We start from the raw sequence: 18242 nt of genomic DNA on the forward strand, positions 1-18242 counted from the left end.
CGGCTGGATCGGGGTGGTCAATACCGTGTTGGCCCCGTTCGGCGCCTACGGCCTCAACCTGGCGGCGATCACGGCGGCCATCTGCATGGGCCGCGAAGCGCATGAGGACCCGGCCCGGCGTTATACCGCCGCCGTGGCCGCCGGCGCTTTCTACATAGTGGTGGGTCTGTTCGGGGCGACGGTGGCCGCAGTGTTCGCCGCCTTCCCTAAAGAACTGGTGGCCTGCGTGGCCGGCATCGCGTTGTTTGGCACCATCGCCAACAGCCTGGCCATGGCCCTGCGTGAGGAAAGCGACCGCGAGGCCGCACTGGTCACCTTCCTGGTGACCGCCTCGGGCCTGTCGCTGGCCGGGATCGGCTCGGCGTTCTGGGGCCTGGTGGCCGGTGGCATCTGCCTGGTGGCACTTCGGCCGCGCGCTCGCGCCCTGCCCTGAGCGCTGGCCGCGCTTACAGGGGCAGGACGCGGAGGGTCTGCACCAGGCTGTGCTGCGCGCCCGGGGCCAGGGTGACCACGTCCGGGCCGGCGTTGGCCGCCTCCAGGCACACGTAGTTCTTCCAGCCGGCGCCGACGTCGGCCATCCTGGCCGCGCCTGCTTCGCCGGGGTTCCAGGCCACCAGCGAGCGGCTGCCCTGGGTGGTGATCTCGATGCTGCGCTTCAGCCCGGGGTCCTTCAGCACGTAGCGGCCGCCGGCCTGGGTATAGATGCGGTCGCTGCGGCCGGGGTCACGCGGGTCGTTGAGCGACCAGTCGCCCTGCTGGATGCGCGGGGTGGCGTAGTTCTCGAACTTGTCCAGGTAGGCCAGGCCATCCAGCCCGGACACGCTGACCTGCATCGCGTCGCTGACCTTGAAGTAGTTGTGCAGGGCCTGGGTGAAGGTGACCGGCTGACGACCGGTGTTCTCGGTGACCAGGCGCTGCTCGAGGGTGCGGCCTATCCGCAGCTGCATGGTCAGGCGCAGATCGAGGTTGTCCAGCGCGGGCGGAGCCAAGGTCAGCACCACGGTGCCGTCGGCGTCGCGCTGCGCGCTCTGCAGGGTCCACGGCACGTTGCGCACGAAGCCGTGCGAGGGCACGTCACTGCCCTGCCCCTGTTTGCCGAAGTACGGCCAGCACACCGGGCTGCCGCCGCGGATCGGGGTCGGCAGCGCCTGCGCGGTGGGCGACAGCCACAGCACGTCCTGGCCACCCTTGGGGACGAACGAGAGCAGCTGCCCGCCGAACACCGAGATGGCGGCGCTGGCCAGCGGCGTTTCCACCTTCCAGGCCGGGAAGCCCTGGATGTCGACGATGCTCAGGCCCTCGAGCTTGGGCAGCGCGGCGCCGGGGGCGGCCGGCGACTGGACGAGGCGGGCATGGTTGGGCGGCAGGGAAAACGCGGTGCTGTCGGGCATGGCGGTAGTGGGCTTGGGTAGAGGAGGTGCGCTGCGCAGCGCGGTGAGGATGCGTTGGCCGGCACGGCCGTCCGGATTGGGCCAGCCCAGCGCCTGCTGTTCGGTCTGGATCGCGCGCCGGGTGGCAGTGCCGACCATGCCATCGGCGGCACCGATGTCGTGGCCGCGGGCGAGCAGCAGGGTCTGCAGCTCGCGGCGCTCGGTGCGCCCGATGCCGGGATCGTCGGTGGGCCACGCCGCCACGATGCCGGGGCCGCCGCGCAGGCGGTCGGCCAGGGTGGCGATGGCCAGGGCGTAACTCTCGGCGGCGTTGTAGGCGTAGATCGCGTCGTAGTTGCGGAACACCAGCCAGGCCGGGCCCTTGGCGCCGGTGGGCAGCAGCAGCGCGGCGTTGGCATCCCCAGGCAGGCCCGCAGGCGCGAGCGCGCCGCCCCCGATCGGGGCGATGCCCAATGCACGCCAGGCCGCGAGCGGCTTGCGCTGGGTGCGCCCGGCCAGGTTGGCATTGAAGCCGGCGGGGATCTTCACTTCAATGCCCCACGGCTGGCCGGTGCGCCAGCCGGCCTGCTTGAGGTAATTGGCGGTGGAGGCCAGCGCATCGGGAATGCTGGCGACCAGGTCGCGGCGGCCATCGCCATCGCCGTCCACCGCGATGCGCGCATAAGTGGAAGGCATGAACTGGGTGTGGCCAAAGGCGCCGGCCCAGGAGCCGGTCAGGCCATCGGCACTCAGATCCCCGGCGTCCAGCAGCTTGAGCAGGGCCAGCAGCTCGCCGCGGAAGAACGGCTGGCGGCGGCCGTTGCAGGACAGGGTGGCCAGCGACTGCAGCAGCGGGCGCTTGCCGAACACGCGGCCGTAATCGCTCTCCACGCCCCAGACCGCGACGATGGTGGCCGGATCGACGCCGTATTGCGCCGATACGCTGGCGAGCAGGTCGCGGTGCTGGTCGAGGCGGGCGCGGCCGTCGTCGACGCGCTGGGTATCGACCAGGGCGGCCAGGTAATCCCACAGCGGCGTGGTGAACTCCGGCTGCGCATCCAGCAGCGGCAGCACGCTCAGGTCCGGGGTGAGGCCGGCGGTGAGCCGGGTGAACCCGGCCGCGCTGACGCCCTGCTTGAGCGCCTGCGGCTGCAACGCGGCCAGGCAGCGGTCGAAATCGTCCTGCGGCGCGGCAGCGACCGGGGTGCTGGCGAGCCACAGCGCGCCCAGCAAGCCGACGGTGGAAACCCTCATTGGCGTGAATCCCTGCAGCCAAGTGTTACCGCATCATAGCGGCAACCCATGCGGTTCAGGCCCGTTCCAGCAACCGCAGGCCGAAGGCGGGGGCATCGGCATTCCACTGCATGCGCACGCGCAGGCCGGCCTCTGCGATCAGCGCGCCGAAGGCGGCGTCGGTGTATTTGTGGCTGTATTCCACCGTCATCGCTTCCCCGTCGGCGAAATCGAACGCGCGGCCGGCCACGTGCACCCGCTGTGCGCAACGGCTGACAAGCTCGGTTTCAATGCGCAGGCGCGGCACGCTGTAACGCGCGCGGTGCTCGAAGCCGTCCAGGTCGAAGTCGCTGCCGATCTCGCGGTTGAGCCGGCGCAGCAGGTTGAGGGTGAACGCCGCCGTGACCCCGGCCGCGTCGTTGTAAGCCGCTTCGATCAGTGCCGGGTCCTTGTGCAGGTCGATGCCGATCAGCGCCAGCCCGGTGGACCCCATGGTCTGGCGCATGGCATCGAGCAGCGCCACGGCATCGTCGTGGGCGAAGTTGCCGAGCGTGGAACCGGGAAAGAACAGCAGCCGGCGTGCCGGTTCGCGCTGCGGTTCGGGCAGCGTTACCGGGCGGGTGAAATCAGCGCAGACCGGCAGCATCTCGATCTCCGGCAGCGCTTCAGCCAGCCGTGCCACGCTGTCGAGCAGCGCCGCGCGCGAGATCTCGATCGGGGTGTAGGCCACCGGATCGGCCAGTGCATGCAGCAGCAGTTCGGTCTTGCGGCCACTGCCACTGCCCAGTTCCACCACGTGCAGGTGCGGCCCCACCGCGCGGGCGATCTCGGCGCTGACCTGCTGCAGCAGCTGCAGCTCGGTGCGGGTGGGGTAGTACTCGGGCTGGCGGGTGATCTGTTCGAACAGCTGCGAGCCGCGCGCATCGTAGAAATACTTGGACGGCAACTGGCGCGGATGCTGGGACAGGCCATGCAGGATGTCGGCGGTGATCCGCGCGCAATCCGGTTGCAGGTCGGTCAACGCATCCAGGGCATCACTGACGGTACTCATGCGGCATCCTTGGCCAGGCGCAGGCCGGCGAACTGCCAGCGCGCCGACGGTGCGAAGAAATTGCGGTAGCTGGGACGGATGTGGTCGGCCGGGGTGGCGCAGCTGCCGCCGCGCAGCACCCACTGCCCGCACATGAACTTGCCGTTGTATTCGCCGAGGTTGCCCTCGAAAGTGCGGAAGCCCGGATAGGCCCCGTAGGCGCTGCTGGTCCATTCCCAGACATCGCCGAACAGCTGCACGTGGCCCTGTGCGCTGTCGTGGTCGGGTGCGGCCGGATGCAGGCGCTCGCTGTCGGCGAAGTTCCCCTGCGGCGCCTGCCCGGCGGCGGCCGCTTCCCATTCGAATTCGGTGGGCAGGCGCGCACCGGCCCAACGGGCGTAGGCGTCGGCTTCGAAGTAGCTGAGGTGGCAGACCGGTGCATCGGGGTCGAGCGGGCGCCAGCCAGCCAGGGTGAACTCGCGCGCCAGCGCGTCATCCCAGTACAGCGGGTGCTGCCAATGTTCCTGCTCGCACAGGCTCCAACCCTCGCTCATCCAATGGGCCGGCTCGCGATACCCCCCTGCTTCGACGAAGCGGCGGAACTCGGCATTGCTGACCGGGCGATTGGCCAGTGCATGGGCGGGCACCAGCACGCGGTGCACCGGTGATTCGTTGTCGTAAGCGAACGCGGCATGCGCCGGCCACGCGGGCGCGCCGATCTTGACGATCTGCTCGGGGCTGTGGATCCACGCCAGCGGCGAGGCGGTGCCGGTGCTGCGCGGCAGGTCGTCGCGGTAGGCCGGCTGCAGCGGGTTGCTCCACAGCGCGTGCTTGATGTCGGTGAGCAGCAGCTCCTGGTGCTGCTGTTCGTGGTGCAGGCCCAGCATCAACTGCCGGGTGGCCTGCTCATCCAGTGCATCTGCCTGCAGCGCCGCCAGCACGCGCTGGTCGACCAGGCTGCGGAAGCGCAGCACCTCGTCCAGTGACGGCCGTGACAGCAGGCCGCGCTGCGGCCGGGCATGCGCCGGGCCGATGCTCTGGTAGTAGCTGTTGAACAGGTAATGCCAATCGGCGTCGAACGGGACGTAGTCCGGCTGGGTCGCCAGCACGAAACGTTCGAAGAACCAGGTGGTATGGGCCAGGTGCCATTTGCTCGGGCTGGCATCGGGCATGCTCTGCACCATCGCGTCTTCGGCGCTGAGCGGTGCGGCCAGGGCCACGCTGCGGGCGCGTACCCGGGCGAACTGGGCCGCCAGCGCGATGGCGGCGGTGACGGCGGAAGGAGGCGGGGCAACGACGGCGTTCATCGCACGAAGGATCGGCGAGCATGGGTGAGCGCGATGTCATGGCGCGGCGTACGTGGTGTTACGCCGTTCAAGTTGAATAGGCGATCAGGGCAGCGCGTCGAGATAGAACCAGCGCCCATCAAGGCGCACGAAGCGGCTGTGCTCCTGCATCTTCACCGCGCTGCCGCCGCCGATCCGGTAGCGCGCGGTGAAGCGCACCTGGGCGTGGTCGGCATCCTGCAGGGTGTGTTCGTGCACGGTCAGGCCCAGCCAGCGCGTGCGCTGCCCGGCCGGTTCGTCGAGCGACAGGGTCTCGGGGCGGGTATCGGGATGCCAGCTGGCCAGCAGGTAGGCCGGCAGCTGTTGCACGTACGCGCTGTAGCGCGAGCGCATCAACGCCTCGGCATCGGGCGCGGGCTCACCGCCGTGGAATCGGCCGCAGCAGGCGGCGTAGGCGACGGGGCGGCCGCAGGGACAGGGATCGGCAGGGGTCATGGGCGTATTGTGCCGCGAGGAGGCGTATGCTGGCGCGCTTTCCGCCGTGATGCGCTGCCGTGTTCGAGCTGGTTCCCCCTGAACTGTTGTGGTTGGTGGCGATCGCCTTCATCGCCGGCCTGGTCGATGCCGCCGTGGGGGGGGGTGGGTTGGTGCAGCTGCCCGGGCTGTTCACGGTGCTGCCGCAGCACACCCCGGCGATGCTGTTTGGTACCAACAAGTTCAGCTCGATGTTCGGCACCGCCGCAGCGGCATTCCGCTACGCGCGCAACGTGCGCTTCCCGTGGCGACCGGTACTGTTCGCGGCGGCCACGGCGTTCGTGTTCTCGTTCGCCGGGGCCACGGCGGTCAGCCTGCTGCCCAAGGACGCGGTACGCCCACTGGTGCTGGTGCTGCTGGTGGCGATGCTGGGCTACACATTGTGGAAGAAGGACTTCGGCGCGCTGCACCGGCCGCGCGAGATCGGCCGCAGGGAGCTGGCCACCGCGCTGGCGATCGGCGCGGTGATCGGCTTCTACGATGGCTTCTTCGGGCCGGGCACCGGCAGCTTCCTGATCTTCCTGTTCGTGCGCTTCTTCGGGCTGGATTTCCTGCGCGCCTCGGCTGCCTCGAAGGTGGTCAACCTGGCCACCAACGTGGCCGCGATCTCGTTCTTCGTGCCGACCGGCAACATCCTGTGGCTGTTCGCCATCCCGATGGCCACCGCCAACATCGTCGGTTCGGTGGTCGGGACCCGGCTGGCGCTGCGCGGCGGCACGCCGTTCATCCGCAAGCTGTTCGTAGGCCTGGTGGTGGTGCTGATCGCCCGGATGGGCTGGGACACGTTCGCCGGCTGAGCAGGTCAGTCCTCGACCTGCTCCGCCACCGCGCGGGTGCGCTCGGGCAGCTTGAGCCGCTTGCCTTCTTCGTCGTACTCGATCAACAGCACGCCGGAGTCGTGGCGGCCGCTGATCTCGACGAAGCAGGCGCCGCCGATGAAGGGCTCCAGCGTCATCACTGATTTCAGCGGGGTGGCCACCACCATCTGGAAGCCGAAGTTCTCGAAGATGTTCATCGCCAGGGCGGTGAACTCGTTGTCGGCCTTGTCGAACGCTTCGTCCAGCACCACGGCGGCATAGCTGGGCAGCTGGCTGTCGGCGCCGCCGAGCTGGTAGCGCAGCGCCGCCGCCAGGCAGGTGGTGGCCAGCTTCTGCCGCTGGCCACCGGACTTGCCGGCGCCGCTGCGGTAGATCTCGACCTGCTGGCGGGTGGCGGCGTCCAGCTCGACACCGATGAACTCCACATGCAGGCGCACGTCGAGCACGTTCTCGCGCCAGCGCTTGTCCTCGCCTTCCTGCGAGCCCAGCCGCTTGACCAGCTCGCGCAGCACGGCGAACTGGGTCTCGGCGACGTCGCGCTCTTCGGTCTGGTGATGCGACAGCACCTCGCGCAGGTGCTGGTGGAACTCGAGCACCTCCGGCAGGCGCCGGTCGCTGAGCTCGATGGTCAGCAGGGTGCCGCGGTTGAACGGCACCTGCTCCAGCGATGCGTTGACCTCATCCAGGCGCTGGCCGATCGACTTGCGCGCTTCGGCGCTGTGCCGCTGCAGGGCCAGCAGGTTGTTCTTGCTCTGGTTCTGCAGCAGGTCGAAGAAGCGCTCCTCGTGCTGGGGCAGGCCATCGCGCTCCAGCCGCGCCAGGCGGGCCAGGTAATCCTCCGCGGAGGCCACCGATGCGGTGAAATCACCGGACTCCTCCGGCCATGCCTGCGCGAAGCGGCGGAAGCAGCCCACCAGCTGGGTCTCGACCCGGTGCACGTCCTGCTGGGACGAGGCGAGGCTTTCGTTGATGCCCTTGCTGATCTCGCGCATGTGCGCTTCCAGCGTTTCCAGGCTGAGCCCGCCGAGGATGTCCAGGCGCTTCTTCAGCCCGGCTTCCTGGGTGGCCCCCAGCGCCGGCAGCACCAAGGCGCGGCTGCGCTGGCGCTGGGCATCGAGCTTGTCGCGTTCGCGCGAGAGCTGGATGAGTTCGACCCGGGTGTCTTCGTAGGTGCGCCGGGCCTGCACGATGTCCGCACGGGCCTGGTCGATCTGCTGGGCCAGGCGGGCCAGGTCGGTATTGCCTTCGCGCAGTTCGCGCAGCGCGGTTTCAATGTCCTGCAGGCGCTGCAGCGCGGTGGCGACGTCGACCTCTTCCCACACCACGTTCACCAGCTGGTGGCAGGCCAGCCGACGTTCGTTGTCGAGGTCACGCTGGCCACGCAGGCGCACGACATCCTCGTCGCAGGCGGCAATGCGCTGCGCCAGCTCCTGCGCCTCGCGGCGGAACACCGCCAGCTTTTCCTGGTTGTTGAAGCCCAGCAGCCAGCGACGGCGGTCGCCGATCGCGCTGCGGTCATCCTTTTCGAAGCGGTCGCCGGGATGCTTGACCTGGCCTTCGCGCGAGATGCCGCGTTCGACATCGCGCAGCTGCCTGGCATCGACGCACTCATAGTCGAAGCGCTTGCCCAGCTCGCGGCGCAGCCACGGCTCGAACACGCTGTCGCGCAGCTCGAGCTTGTGCAGCAGCGAGCGCGCGGAGGGCGAGCGTGCAATCGCGTCGTCGTTGCGGCGGACCCGATAGTAGGTCAGCCGCATGCCCAGCTGGGTGCGATTCACCCAGGCGTTGATCTCGTTGTAGTGCTTGTCTTCGACCAGCAGCGACTGTGCGAAGCCGAACAGCACGCGCTCGATCGCGCCCTGCCAGGCCGCCTGGTCGTCGTGGACCTGGATCAGCTCGCCCACGAACGGCAGTGCCGCCTCGGGCACGCCGGTCTCTTCGGACATCCGGCTGCGCAGCTTCTGCAGCGGGGCGGGAATGCTGGAGGGGTTGCGCTCCATGGCCTCCAGTTCCGCGCGGACATCGGCGAAACGGCGGGTATCGTCCTGCTTGCCGGCCTGGCGCTCGGAGATGGCGTCATCCAGCGCGGCGGCGGCCTGCTGGCGATTGTCGAGTTCGCCCTGCGCGCGCGCGATCAGCGCAGCGAATGCATGGGCGTCATCGGGAAGTTCATTCTGCAGCTTGGCCGCAGCCTGGCGGGCCTGTTCGCGCTTGGACTGGCGGCGATCCTGCTCGGCCTGGGCGCGGCCCTGTTCGCGTTCGAGTTCCTCGATGCGCTCGCCGCCCTGCTGGCGACGCTGCAGCTCGAGCTCGGCCAGGTGCTCCTCATGGTTGCCCAAGGCCTGGCGGCGCTGGGTTTCCTCACCCTGCAGGCCGCGATTGCGCACGTCGATTTCCTGCAGGCGCTTCTCCAGCAGCAGCTGCAGGCGCGATTCGCGGAAACTGTCCAGGCCCAGCTTGAGCGTCTCCTCGTCGGCACGCTGCAGGTTCATCGCCTTCAGTTCGGCATGCAGCGCGCGCGCCGGCAGCAGGGTCTCCACCTGCAGGCGGGCGGTGACCACCGACTTGTGCGCGCCGTCCAGTTCGGCGAAATCGCTGACCAGCCGTTCGGCGGCGTCGAAGGTGCGCGGCGTATCCAGCATGAAGTCGCGCAGGAAGACGTTCAGGTCGCCCAGGTTCTTGGCCGACTGCGTCTTGTGCAGCAGGCGCAGTGCCATTTCATTGTCGATGCCCAGCAGGTGCCGGAAGCGCTCGGCGTAGCCGGTGAAGCTGTCGAAATGATGCACATCGCCCAGGCGCTGCTTGAGCTTGCGCAGGTCCAGGTCGAAGCCGCCCAGGTCCTTGGCGATATCGAACGGGCGTTCGGCGATCAGGTAGTGCTTGCGCACGTCGGCCGCCGCCGCGCCGTTGCCGGCGATCCAGAACAGCCGCACCAGGCTGACCACGCGACCATCGCCGGCGCGGTACTCCAGCACCAGCGCGGTCCAGGTGGCGCCCTTTCGCAGGTACTGGGTGGCGATTTCGCCGGTGCCACGGTCCTGCTGGTCAGCCCACGCGCCACGCACGTACGACACCAGGTTGCGGTCGCGGCCGCTGCGTTCGGCTTCGCGCGCGGCGGCGTTGAAGTCGACGATCGACGGCGGCACCAGCATCGCCGACATGGCATCGAGCAGGGTCGACTTGCCCGAGCCGGAACGGCCGACGAACAGGAAGCCGCGCTCGGCGATCGGAACCTCGGTCAGGCCGTTGAAGGTGCCCCAGTTGTGCACCTGCAGCCGGCGCATGCGGAACTGCTGCTGGCGCGGGTCCGGCAGCCCTTCGGTGAACAGGGCAGGAGTGTTCTTGGAGATGGCCATGCGTTATCGGTCGTTCCGTTCAGGCTTTGGCAGCAGGGGTTTCGCGCAGCTGGCGGTACACCGACGAGAGTGCGGACACGTCTTCGGCGGAGAACAGCAGCTTCAGTGCGGGCGATACTTCGTGCCGGTCTTCCTGGCCCGCCAGGCGGGTCAGGATGTGGTTCTCTTTCATCTTCTGCACCGCCGACGCGACGCGACGGTTGAACCCGGCGCGGTCGGTGGAGAGGTTCTTCTCATAGATGGCCAGGGCTTCGGCCATCTCGGTGTCGGCCACGACCGCGCGATTGCCACGGGCGTCGGCCTCGGCCAGCTGCTGGCGCAGGTACAGCAGCAGCACCGAGTCGATGAAGGTCAACGGCGAGCTGCGCAGCAGTACCGGTGCTTCAACGTCTTCGGTGTCGGCCTGGCGGGTGAACGCCACGCCGCTGTCGCGGTCCAGCACCAGTTCCAGGAACAGGTCGGCCAGCGACGAGCGGATGGCCGCTTCGCTGCGGATCAGTGCCGGCCACAGCTTGGGGTGGCGCAGTTGATCGATGCTGGGGCCGATCAGCAGCTGGCACAGCGCGCGGCGCCCTTCCAGCGGGAGGCGGCCGGTATCGCCCAGGTAGTAGACGTCGTTGTTCCGCCGCGGCAGCGGCGTGACCACGACCGGCTCTGCATCGAGGTCGTGTGCGTCGCCGTCGATCAGGGCGGCGTCGTTGGAATCTTCATGCCAGTTCATGGCGTTTCTCCTGGGTGAACCAAACCAACGGGATACGGGCCCGCCGCCACTGTCCATCGCCGCCGCGCCAATGCGCGGTTTCCTGTTCGCCTTCCACCACCGTGCCGTGGCGCGTGCCCAGCGACAGGTAGCCGATCACGCTGCCCAACCCCTGCGGCGCCTCGCGCTGCGACAGCGCCTGGGCAATGCTCAGTTTCGGCTGGATGGCCAGCAGGTCGTGGAGGTCGCGGCGCAGGGTGCGGAAGTCGATTTCCGACGAGGCCACCAGGTCGCCGACGCTTTCCAGCGAAATGCTGGCGGCATCGTTGCGTTGCACGCTGCCATCGACATGGGCGCTGCGCGGGTCATGCAGTTTCCACTGCGACCACGAGCGCAGGCGGCTGGTGGTGAGCTGCAGGTCGCGGCCGATCGGCCGCTGGGCGGTGAATTCATCGCGCAGCGCCAGGGCTTCGGACTGCGCCTGCTTGAGCAGCTGGTTGAGCCGGCGCTGCTCAAGATACCCGCGGCTCTGCACGAAGCCGCGCAGGCTGCGCGCGAAGTGCTGCAGGACATCGTGGACCTGGCCACCGCGGTCGAGCATGGTGCCGGTGAAGCCGCGCAGGAAGGCGCGCTCGTCGCGGTCCAGCTTGCGGGCGAAGCCGCGCGCGAGCACGGTTTCCAGCGCCGCATCCAGCTGGGCGCTCTGTTCGGCATCGTTGAGCAGCCGCCAGAAGGCCTGGAAGCTGCGCCCGGCGTCGCTGTCGCCGATCACATCCACGCCTTCGAACAGCCGCGACAGCACGTCGCCGCGCTCGCTCTCGTCGTCGATGATGCGTTCACGGAACTCGCGGTTCAGGCGCTCGAAGTCGTCGCGGACGCGGCGGAAGTCTTCGGTGAGGTCGTCGGCCAGGCCGATGATCTGGCGCGCGCGTTCCAGCGCGCGCTTGCCATCCAGGGTGGCCACGCGGCCAACGCCGACCCGCGCGATCTCCGCGTCGATGCGGTCGCGCTCGTCGCGCAGTGCCGACAGGCGAGCGTCCGGATCGGATTCGGTCTGTGCGGCCAGCTGCGAGAGCTGCTCGATGACCAGCGCCAACCGGCTTTCGGTGGCGGCCACGCGGCTCTGCTCCAGACTGTCGGCGAAGCGGATCGCCTGCAGCGCCTGGGTGGATAGTTCGTACTGCTCCTGGTCGGCGCCCTCGGGCAGGCGCCGCTCCAGCCAGCCCTGCGCCAGCCAATGGGCGATGTAGGCCTGGGCGGTGCGCGGCAGCTCGCGCGACAGTTCTTCGCCGTTGAGCTGGTCCAGGGCGCGCTGCAGGCGGTCGTGCAGCACGGCCGCCGGCAGGGTGCGCTCGCCGTCCATCAGCAGGCTCTGCAGCAGGCCGATGATTTCCGGGGCATTGGCAGCGGCCAGCAGCTTCCACTGGGGCTGCTCACGCAGGGTGCGGTAACGGGTGATGCGTTCGCGGTGCTTCATGCAGCCAGGACATCCGGATAGACGCCGCGCGGCCAGGCGCCGCGCAGCGGGAGGGGCACCGGCCCGGCAAGGTATTGCCGGGCGCGCGAGGGTCTCAGCGCTTGCCGCCCACTTCAATGAAGCGCAGGAACTCGGCCCGGGTGCGGGCATCTTCGCGGAAGCTGCCCAGCATCTTGGAGGTGACCATGCTCACGCCGCGCTTGTGGATGCCGCGGGTGGTCATGCACTCGTGCGCGCCTTCCACCACCACGCCCACGCCGATCGGCTGCAGCACGTCCTGGATGCACTGGGCGATCTGCGCGGTCATCTTTTCCTGGACCTGGAAGCGGCGGGCATAGGCCTCCACCACGCGGGCCAGCTTGCTGATGCCGACCACCTTGCCGGCCGGCAGGTAGCCGACGTGCACGCGGCCGATGATCGGCGCCATGTGGTGTTCGCAGTGGCTTTCGTACTCGATGTCGCGCAGCACGATCAGCTCGTCGTAGCCGGCAACCTCTTCGAAGGTCCGTTCCATGTAGGCGCGCGGGTCGTCGCGGTAGCCGCTGAACCAGTCGCCATAGGCTTCGGCGACGCGCCGCGGGGTGTCCAGCAGCCCTTCACGGGTGGGATCTTCACCGGCCCAGCGCAGCAGGGTGCGCACGGCCGATTCGGCCTCGTCCTGGGTCACCGGGGTCACGTCGTTGTCTTGTTTGCTCATTACATACAGCACCCGAAGGGGGGCGAGCATCGTACCCGACAGACCCCCCGGGCGTCCCCCGGGCGTTGGGCTGCGGTTGGGCCAAGGGTATTGATAGGAATGAAATTAGTAGTATCCTATCGATCTGCCATGAAACGCTCCCTCGACGAACGCACCCAGCTGCAGATGCAGCTCAGCTCCGGCCTGCTCCACTCAGGGCGGCAATGGCAGCGCCTGGCCGACCAGGCCTTGGGCAGCTATGGCATTTCGGCCGCCTGCACCATGCCGCTGCTGATGATCGGCCGGGCCGGCGGGGGTATCCGCCAGGTCACCCTGGCCCAGCAGCTGGGCATGGAAGGCCCCTCGCTGGTGCGCCTGCTGGACAAGCTGTCGGCCAGCGAACTGGTCCGCCGCGAGTGCGATGCCAGCGACCGCCGGGCCAACCTGCTGTGGCTGACCGACAAGGGCGAAGCGCTGGTAAGCGAGCTGGAAAGCCAGCTGATCGGCCTGCGCCAGGACGTGTTTGGCGAGTTGAGCACCGAGGAACTGCGCACCGTGCTGAAGCTGTGGAAGCTGCTGGCCGATGCGTCCGACCGCGTGACGTAAGCCGCTGCCCTGCCCCACCGCCCGGTGTTGTCCTGCGACGCCGTGGCCTTCCCCTTTCCGCTTTCCTGCGAACTTCCTGCCCCGATGTACGGTGAATTCAGTCTCTATGGTGTGTTCGTCCCGACCCTGCTCGGGCTGATGCTGCTGGCCTACCTGCTCAAGAGCGGGCTGCGCCTGGTCCTGCAGCGCACCGGCGCCTATCGCCACATCTGGCACCCCGCCCTGTTCAACCTGGCCGTGTACGTGATCGTGCTCGGCGGGTTGTTTTCCCTGATGCGTTGGATGCAATCGTGAACAAGATCCTCAAGCACACCTTCCCGGTCGTCCTGACCGTGGTTGCCGTCATTGCCGCCCTGCTGGTGCTGCGCCACCTGTGGTCGTACTACATGGACGAACCGTGGACCCGCGACGCGCACGTCAGCGCCGACGTGGTCCAGGTCGCGCCGGACGTGTCCGGGCTGGTGGAAGCGGTGAAGGTGGCCGACAACCAGCCGGTGAAGCGCGGCGAGGTGCTGTTCGTGGTCGACCGCGCGCGTTACCAGATCGCGCTGGAACAGGCCCAGGCCACCCTGGGCGAACGCCGCGCCACGCTGGAGCAGCTGCGCCGCGAGATCGCCCGCGACCGCAGCCTGCAGGACCTGGTGGCCACCGAGGACGCCGAAGTGCGCCGCGCCAAGCTGCAGGCCGCGCAGGCCTCCACCGCCACCGCGCAGGCCGCGGTGGACCTGGCCAAGCTCAACCTGGCCCGCACCGAAGTGCGCAGCCCCAGCGACGGCCATGTCAACGACCGCACCGTGCGTGCCGGCGACTACGTCACCGCCGGCCGCCCGGTAATGGCGGTACTGGACACCGGCTCGTTCCGGGTGGACGGCTACTTCGAGGAAACCCGCCTGCGCGGCGTGCATGCCGGGCAGAAGGTCGACATCCGCCTGATGGGCGAGGCGCAGCCGCTGCAGGGCCACGTGCAGAGCATCGCCGCCGGCATCGAGGACCGTTACCGCAGCGAGGGCTCCAGCCTGCTGCCGAACGTGACCCCGGCGTTCGACTGGGTGCGGCTGGCCCAGCGCATCCCGGTGCGCATCCACATCGACAACATCCCCACCGGGGTGAACCTGATCGCCGGGCGCACCGCCACGGTCACCATCGAGCCGGACGCCGCCACTGCCACCCCCACGCCGGCGCAACCGGCACGGCCGGCCCTGTGAACCGCCCGGCCCTGCACCGCATCGCCTTCGCCCTGGCGCTGACCAGCAGCCTGGCCGCATGCCGCACGGTCGGCCCGGATTACGCGGTACCCGCCGGTTCGGCGTTCCAGCGCCCCGAGGCCAATGCGGCCTTCATCGACACCGGCAACCCGCAGGTGGCGCCGGGCGCCGCGCTGCCGGCACGCTGGTGGGAGCTGTACCAGGACGCCACGCTCAACGGGCTGGTGGAACAGGCGCTGCGCGACAACGTGGAACTGAAGGTGGCCGATGCCAACCTGCGCCGCGCCGCCGCCGTGTACGAGCAGGCGCTGGATGCCGGTGGTTTTGAGTACGAAGCCGAGGCCGGGGTCAGCCGCGCGCAGCTGTCGGCCGAATCGTTCCTGCTCGAGCACGAGCTGCCGCCGATCAACCTGGCCGACGGCAAGTTCGCGGTGTCCTACCAGTTCGACCTGTTCGGCAAGCTCAAGCGCGCCTCCGAAGCCGCGCGGGCCGACGAGCAGTCGGTGGCCGCCGCGATGGACCTGGCGCGGGTCTCGCTGGTGGCCCAGGTGGCCGGCAGCTACGTGGAGATCTGCCACGCCAACCACGAACTGCACGTGGCCGAGCATTCCCTGCAGTTGCAGCAGCGCAGCCGCGAGGTGACCCAGCGCCTGATCAGCGCCGGACGCGGCACGCCGCCGGAACTGGCCCGCGCCAATGCCCAGGTGGCGATGCTGGAAGCCGCACTGCCGCCGCTGCAGGCGCAGCGCCAGGCCTCCGAATACCAGCTGGCCGCCCTGCTCGGCCGCACCCCGGGCCAGCTGCCCGAGGGCGTGGACGCGTGCGACCGCGCCCCGACCCTGGCCCAGCCGCTGCCGGTGGGCGATGGCCGCACGCTGCTGCAGCGCCGCCCCGACATCCGCCAGGCCGAACGCAAGCTGGCCGCGGCCACCGCGCGGATCGGCGTGGCCACGGCCGAGCTGTACCCGGACATCCGCCTGGGCGCGTCGCTGGGCGCGGCCGGCCTGCTCGCCGATTTCGGCGAGCCGCTGACCCAGCAGTGGTCGTTCGGTCCGTTGATCTCGTGGACGCTGCCGTCCTCGGGCACCCACGCGCGCATCCACGCCACTGAAGCCGGGGCCGATGCGGCGCTGGCCGAGTTCGACCACAGCGTGCTGCAGGCGCTGCGCGAGACGCAGACCGCGCTGAGCCGCTACGCACACGACCTGCAGCGCCTGCAGTCCCTGCAGCAGGCGCAGGCCCAGGCCGCACTGGCCGCCGAGCAGAACCGCCGGCTGTACCAGGGCGGGCGCACCCCGTACCTGTCCAGCCTGGATGCCGACCGCACCCTGGTCTCGGCCGATGCCACGCTTGCCCAGCAGCAGGCGCAGGTCTCGCGCGACCAGATCCAGCTGTTCCTGGTCCTCGGCGGCGGCTGGAACGCCGACGCGGTGGCACAGGACTGACCCATGCTGCTGCTCGACCGCCAGGCCTGGCTGTTCTCGGTAAAAACCTTCCTGGCCGCCCTCGCCGCGCTCTACATCGGCCTGGCCGGCAACCTCTCGCGCCCGTACTGGGCGATGGCCACCGTCTACATCGTGACCCAGCCGATGCTGGGCCCGACCCGGGCCAAGGGCGTGTACCGCATCGTCGGCACGCTCATTGCCGGCGCGGCCACGCTGTGGATGCTGCCGCACCTGGTGGAAACCCCGCTGTTGCTGAGCGCAGCGATGTCGCTGTGGCTGTCGGCGTGCCTGTTCATCGCCCTGCTCAACCGCGGCCCGCGCGGCTATGCATTCCTGCTGGCCGGTTACACCACCGCGTTCATCGGCTTCCCCGCCGTGACCTCGCCGGACACCATCTTCGACACGGTGGTGGCGCGCAGCGAAGAAATCATCCTGGGCACGGTAGTGGCGGTGCTGTTCGCCTCGCTGTTCTTCCCCACCTCGGTGCGGCCGATGCTGCGCGCGCGGATCGGGGGCTGGATGGGCGATGCCGCGCAGTGGTGCCGGCAGATCCTGCTGCGCGGCCAGGCACATGGCCCGCGCAACCGGCTGGCCGCCGACCTGGTGCAGTTCGAGGCGTTGATCGAATTCCTGCGCCGCGATGACCCGCGCCATGCCGGTGCGGCGGTGTCGATGGAACGGCTGCGCGAGCGCATGCTGCTGATGCTGCCGGTGCTGTCCTCCATTGCCGACCGGCTGGGCGCGCTGCGCGCCGGCGGTCGCGCGCTGCCGCCGGGGCTGGAGCCGCTGGTGAACGACATCGCGCACTGGCTGGAACGGCCCGGCCGTTCCAGCGCCGACGACTACACCGCCCTGCGCGCGCGGATCCTGGCGCTGAAGCCGGCGGTGGATGGCGAACTGGACCACCTGCTGCTGGTGACCCTGCTGCTGCGCCTGGAAGAGCTGGTGGACCTGTGGCAGGACTGCGCCACGCTGCAGGACGCCATTGAACACGGCGGCGCGCCGCGCGATACCGCCCATTACCGGGTGCGCGCCAAGCGCGTGGGCGCGGCCCGCCACGTGGACTACGGGATGGCGCTGTTTTCCGCCGCCAGCGCCGGCGTGGCGCTGATGACCTACTGCGCGCTGTGGATCGGGCTGGGCTGGGAAGGCGGTGGCAACGGCGCGATGATGGCCGCAGTGGCCGCCGCGTTCTTTGCCGCGCAGGACGACCCGGCGCCGAGCATGCTGCAGTTCCTGCTGTGGGCGATCGTGGCCAGCCTGGTGGCCGGCGTGTACCTGTTCGGCGTGTTCCCCGCCGTGCACGACTTCGGCAGCCTGGCGCTGGTGCTGGCGGTGATCTTCCTGCCGCTTGGGCTGCTGCTGCACCGGCCCAAGACCGCGCTGATCGGGTTGCCGCTGACGGTCAACCTGGTGGCCCTGCTGAACGTGCAGAACACCTACAGCGCCAACATCCAGAGCTTCATCAATTCGGCCGTGGCGATGTTCATCGGCATCGGCTTTGCGGTGGTGATGACCCGCCTGTTCCGCTCGGTGGGGGCCGAATGGACCGCCCGCCGGCTGGTGCGCCAGGGCTGGACCACGCTGGCCGAAGCGGCCGAAGGCCGTGGCCAGCAGGACCGCCAGCAGTTCGCCACGCGCATGCTGGACCTGCTGGGCCTGCTCGCCCCGCGCCTGGCCGCCACCCCCGAAGGCAGCGACATCGCCTCGGTGGACATGCTCACCGAGGCCCGCATCGGCCTGAACATCCTGCAGCTGCGCCGCGCGCGGCATGGGTTGCCGGCGGCGAGCATGCAGGCGATCGAGGCGATCCTGGACGACGTGGCCGCGCATTACCGCGCCCAGGTGGCGCTGCGCCGGCCGCAGCCTGCGCCGCCCGCATTGCAGGCCAAGCTGGAGGCCTCGCTGAAACGGGTGCAGACGGTGGAGGCCGGCAAGGCCCGTGACGAGGCGCTGATGGGCGTGCTGGGGCTGCGTTATGCACTGTTCCCGGAGCAGCCGGCGGTCACACAGGGGGGAGTATCCTGACGCCCTGCATTCCTGCATGGAACAAGGTGATCCCCAATGAGTTACGACGTGATGGTATTCGACCCGGCCGTGGCGCCACGCGACGCCGAGGCGTTCCTGCAGTGGTACGACGCGCAGACCGAATGGAACGAGAAGCACGAGTACGACGATGCCGCCGTGTCGGTGCCGGCGCTGCAGGCCTTCTTCGCCGAGCTGGCCGAAGACTTCCCGCCGATGGACGGTCCGCTGTCCGATGACGAGGATGACCGCCCGCAGGTGACCGACTACAGCATCGGCACCCACGTGATCTATGCCTCGTTCGACGACGAGGTGGCCGAAGATGCCCATGGCCAGGTGCAGATCCTGGCCAACAAGCACCAGGTGGGCTTCTTCGACGTCAGCGGCGACGGTGCGATCGTGTATCCGGATGGCACCGTGCTGATCCCCGGGGAAGAAGAAGAAGAAGGCGACGCCTGATTCTGGAAGGTCTGGTAGAGCC

The 18242-nt window shown here is 69.2% G+C and carries 16 protein-coding genes (1 of these 16 cut by a window edge); 8 read left to right on the forward strand and 8 right to left on the reverse strand.

From position 1 onward, the window contains the following. A protein-coding gene (locus NMB40_RS18025; protein ID WP_494359319.1) for a benzoate/H(+) symporter BenE family transporter crosses the window boundary here: on the forward strand, window positions 1-433 show its 3' end. 761 nt of this gene lie to the left of the window's left edge; the window shows 433 of its 1194 coding nt (coding positions 762-1194); the start codon falls outside the window, past its left edge; the stop codon is at window positions 431-433. Between the two features lie 13 nt (window positions 434-446). Here NMB40_RS18025 and NMB40_RS18030 read toward each other — a convergent pair whose 3' ends face one another. The 4 genes from NMB40_RS18030 to NMB40_RS18045 form a co-directional block, all read right to left on the reverse strand. Then, a complete protein-coding gene (locus NMB40_RS18030) occupies window positions 447-2624 on the reverse strand; it encodes a lytic murein transglycosylase (RefSeq protein ID WP_494359320.1) in 2178 nt (725 codons plus the stop codon). Window positions 2625-2679: 55 nt separating this feature from the next. Further along, window positions 2680-3654: an L-histidine N(alpha)-methyltransferase gene (gene egtD, locus NMB40_RS18035; protein WP_494359321.1), complete on the reverse strand. Its 975-nt coding sequence runs from the start codon at window positions 3652-3654 to the stop codon at window positions 2680-2682. Beyond that, a complete protein-coding gene (gene egtB / locus NMB40_RS18040; RefSeq protein ID WP_494359322.1) occupies window positions 3651-4940 on the reverse strand; it encodes an ergothioneine biosynthesis protein EgtB in 1290 nt (429 codons plus the stop codon). Before egtB ends, egtD begins: the two co-directional genes overlap by 4 nt. A gap of 84 nt (window positions 4941-5024) precedes the next feature. Continuing rightward, a complete protein-coding gene (locus NMB40_RS18045; protein ID WP_494359323.1) occupies window positions 5025-5414 on the reverse strand; it encodes a YchJ family metal-binding protein in 390 nt (129 codons plus the stop codon). A gap of 59 nt (window positions 5415-5473) precedes the next feature. On the opposite strand from NMB40_RS18045, the gene NMB40_RS18050 reads away from it, so the two are divergent. Further along, window positions 5474-6250: a sulfite exporter TauE/SafE family protein gene (locus tag NMB40_RS18050; RefSeq protein WP_494359324.1), complete on the forward strand. Its 777-nt coding sequence runs from the start codon at window positions 5474-5476 to the stop codon at window positions 6248-6250. A gap of 5 nt (window positions 6251-6255) precedes the next feature. Here the strand turns inward: NMB40_RS18050 and NMB40_RS18055 are convergent, their stop codons facing one another. From NMB40_RS18055 to folE, 4 genes are all read right to left on the reverse strand, one after another. Continuing rightward, window positions 6256-9627 (reverse strand): ATP-binding protein, encoded by a 3372-nt coding sequence (locus NMB40_RS18055; protein WP_494359325.1) that lies wholly within the window; start codon window positions 9625-9627, stop codon window positions 6256-6258. A gap of 19 nt (window positions 9628-9646) precedes the next feature. After that, window positions 9647-10348 carry a DUF4194 domain-containing protein gene (locus NMB40_RS18060; RefSeq protein ID WP_494359326.1) on the reverse strand — a complete coding sequence of 234 codons (702 nt, stop codon included), beginning with the start codon at window positions 10346-10348 and terminating at the stop codon, window positions 9647-9649. Next, the gene (locus NMB40_RS18065; RefSeq protein ID WP_282246574.1) at window positions 10335-11804 is read right to left on the reverse strand and encodes a DUF3375 domain-containing protein; all 1470 of its coding nucleotides are present in this window, start codon (window positions 11802-11804) and stop codon (window positions 10335-10337) included. Before NMB40_RS18065 ends, NMB40_RS18060 begins: the two co-directional genes overlap by 14 nt. 94 nt (window positions 11805-11898) lie before the next feature. Then, window positions 11899-12501, reverse strand: a complete 603-nt coding sequence (gene folE / locus NMB40_RS18070) for a GTP cyclohydrolase I FolE (protein WP_068847956.1) — start codon at window positions 12499-12501, stop codon at window positions 11899-11901. A gap of 129 nt (window positions 12502-12630) precedes the next feature. On the opposite strand from folE, the gene NMB40_RS18075 reads away from it, so the two are divergent. The 6 genes from NMB40_RS18075 (at window position 12631) to NMB40_RS18100 (ending at window position 18220) form a co-directional block, all read left to right on the forward strand. Next, complete coding sequence (locus NMB40_RS18075; protein WP_494359327.1) at window positions 12631-13086, forward strand: MarR family winged helix-turn-helix transcriptional regulator; 456 nt, start codon at window positions 12631-12633, stop codon at window positions 13084-13086. 84 nt (window positions 13087-13170) lie between these two features. Next, window positions 13171-13380 (forward strand): DUF1656 domain-containing protein, encoded by a 210-nt coding sequence (locus NMB40_RS18080; protein ID WP_017354740.1) that lies wholly within the window; start codon window positions 13171-13173, stop codon window positions 13378-13380. After that, the gene (locus NMB40_RS18085; protein WP_494359328.1) at window positions 13377-14291 is read left to right on the forward strand and encodes an efflux RND transporter periplasmic adaptor subunit; all 915 of its coding nucleotides are present in this window, start codon (window positions 13377-13379) and stop codon (window positions 14289-14291) included. Before NMB40_RS18080 ends, NMB40_RS18085 begins: the two co-directional genes overlap by 4 nt. Further along, window positions 14288-15736 (forward strand): efflux transporter outer membrane subunit, encoded by a 1449-nt coding sequence (locus NMB40_RS18090; protein ID WP_494359329.1) that lies wholly within the window; start codon window positions 14288-14290, stop codon window positions 15734-15736. Before NMB40_RS18085 ends, NMB40_RS18090 begins: the two co-directional genes overlap by 4 nt. Window positions 15737-15739: 3 nt before the next feature. Further along, window positions 15740-17764: an FUSC family protein gene (locus NMB40_RS18095; protein WP_494359330.1), complete on the forward strand. Its 2025-nt coding sequence runs from the start codon at window positions 15740-15742 to the stop codon at window positions 17762-17764. Between the two features lie 36 nt (window positions 17765-17800). Then, a complete protein-coding gene (locus NMB40_RS18100; protein ID WP_448143930.1) occupies window positions 17801-18220 on the forward strand; it encodes a hypothetical protein in 420 nt (139 codons plus the stop codon). The last annotated feature ends 22 nt before the right edge of the window (window positions 18221-18242 follow it).

The organism is Stenotrophomonas sp. FBCC-B152, from assembly GCF_059134105.1.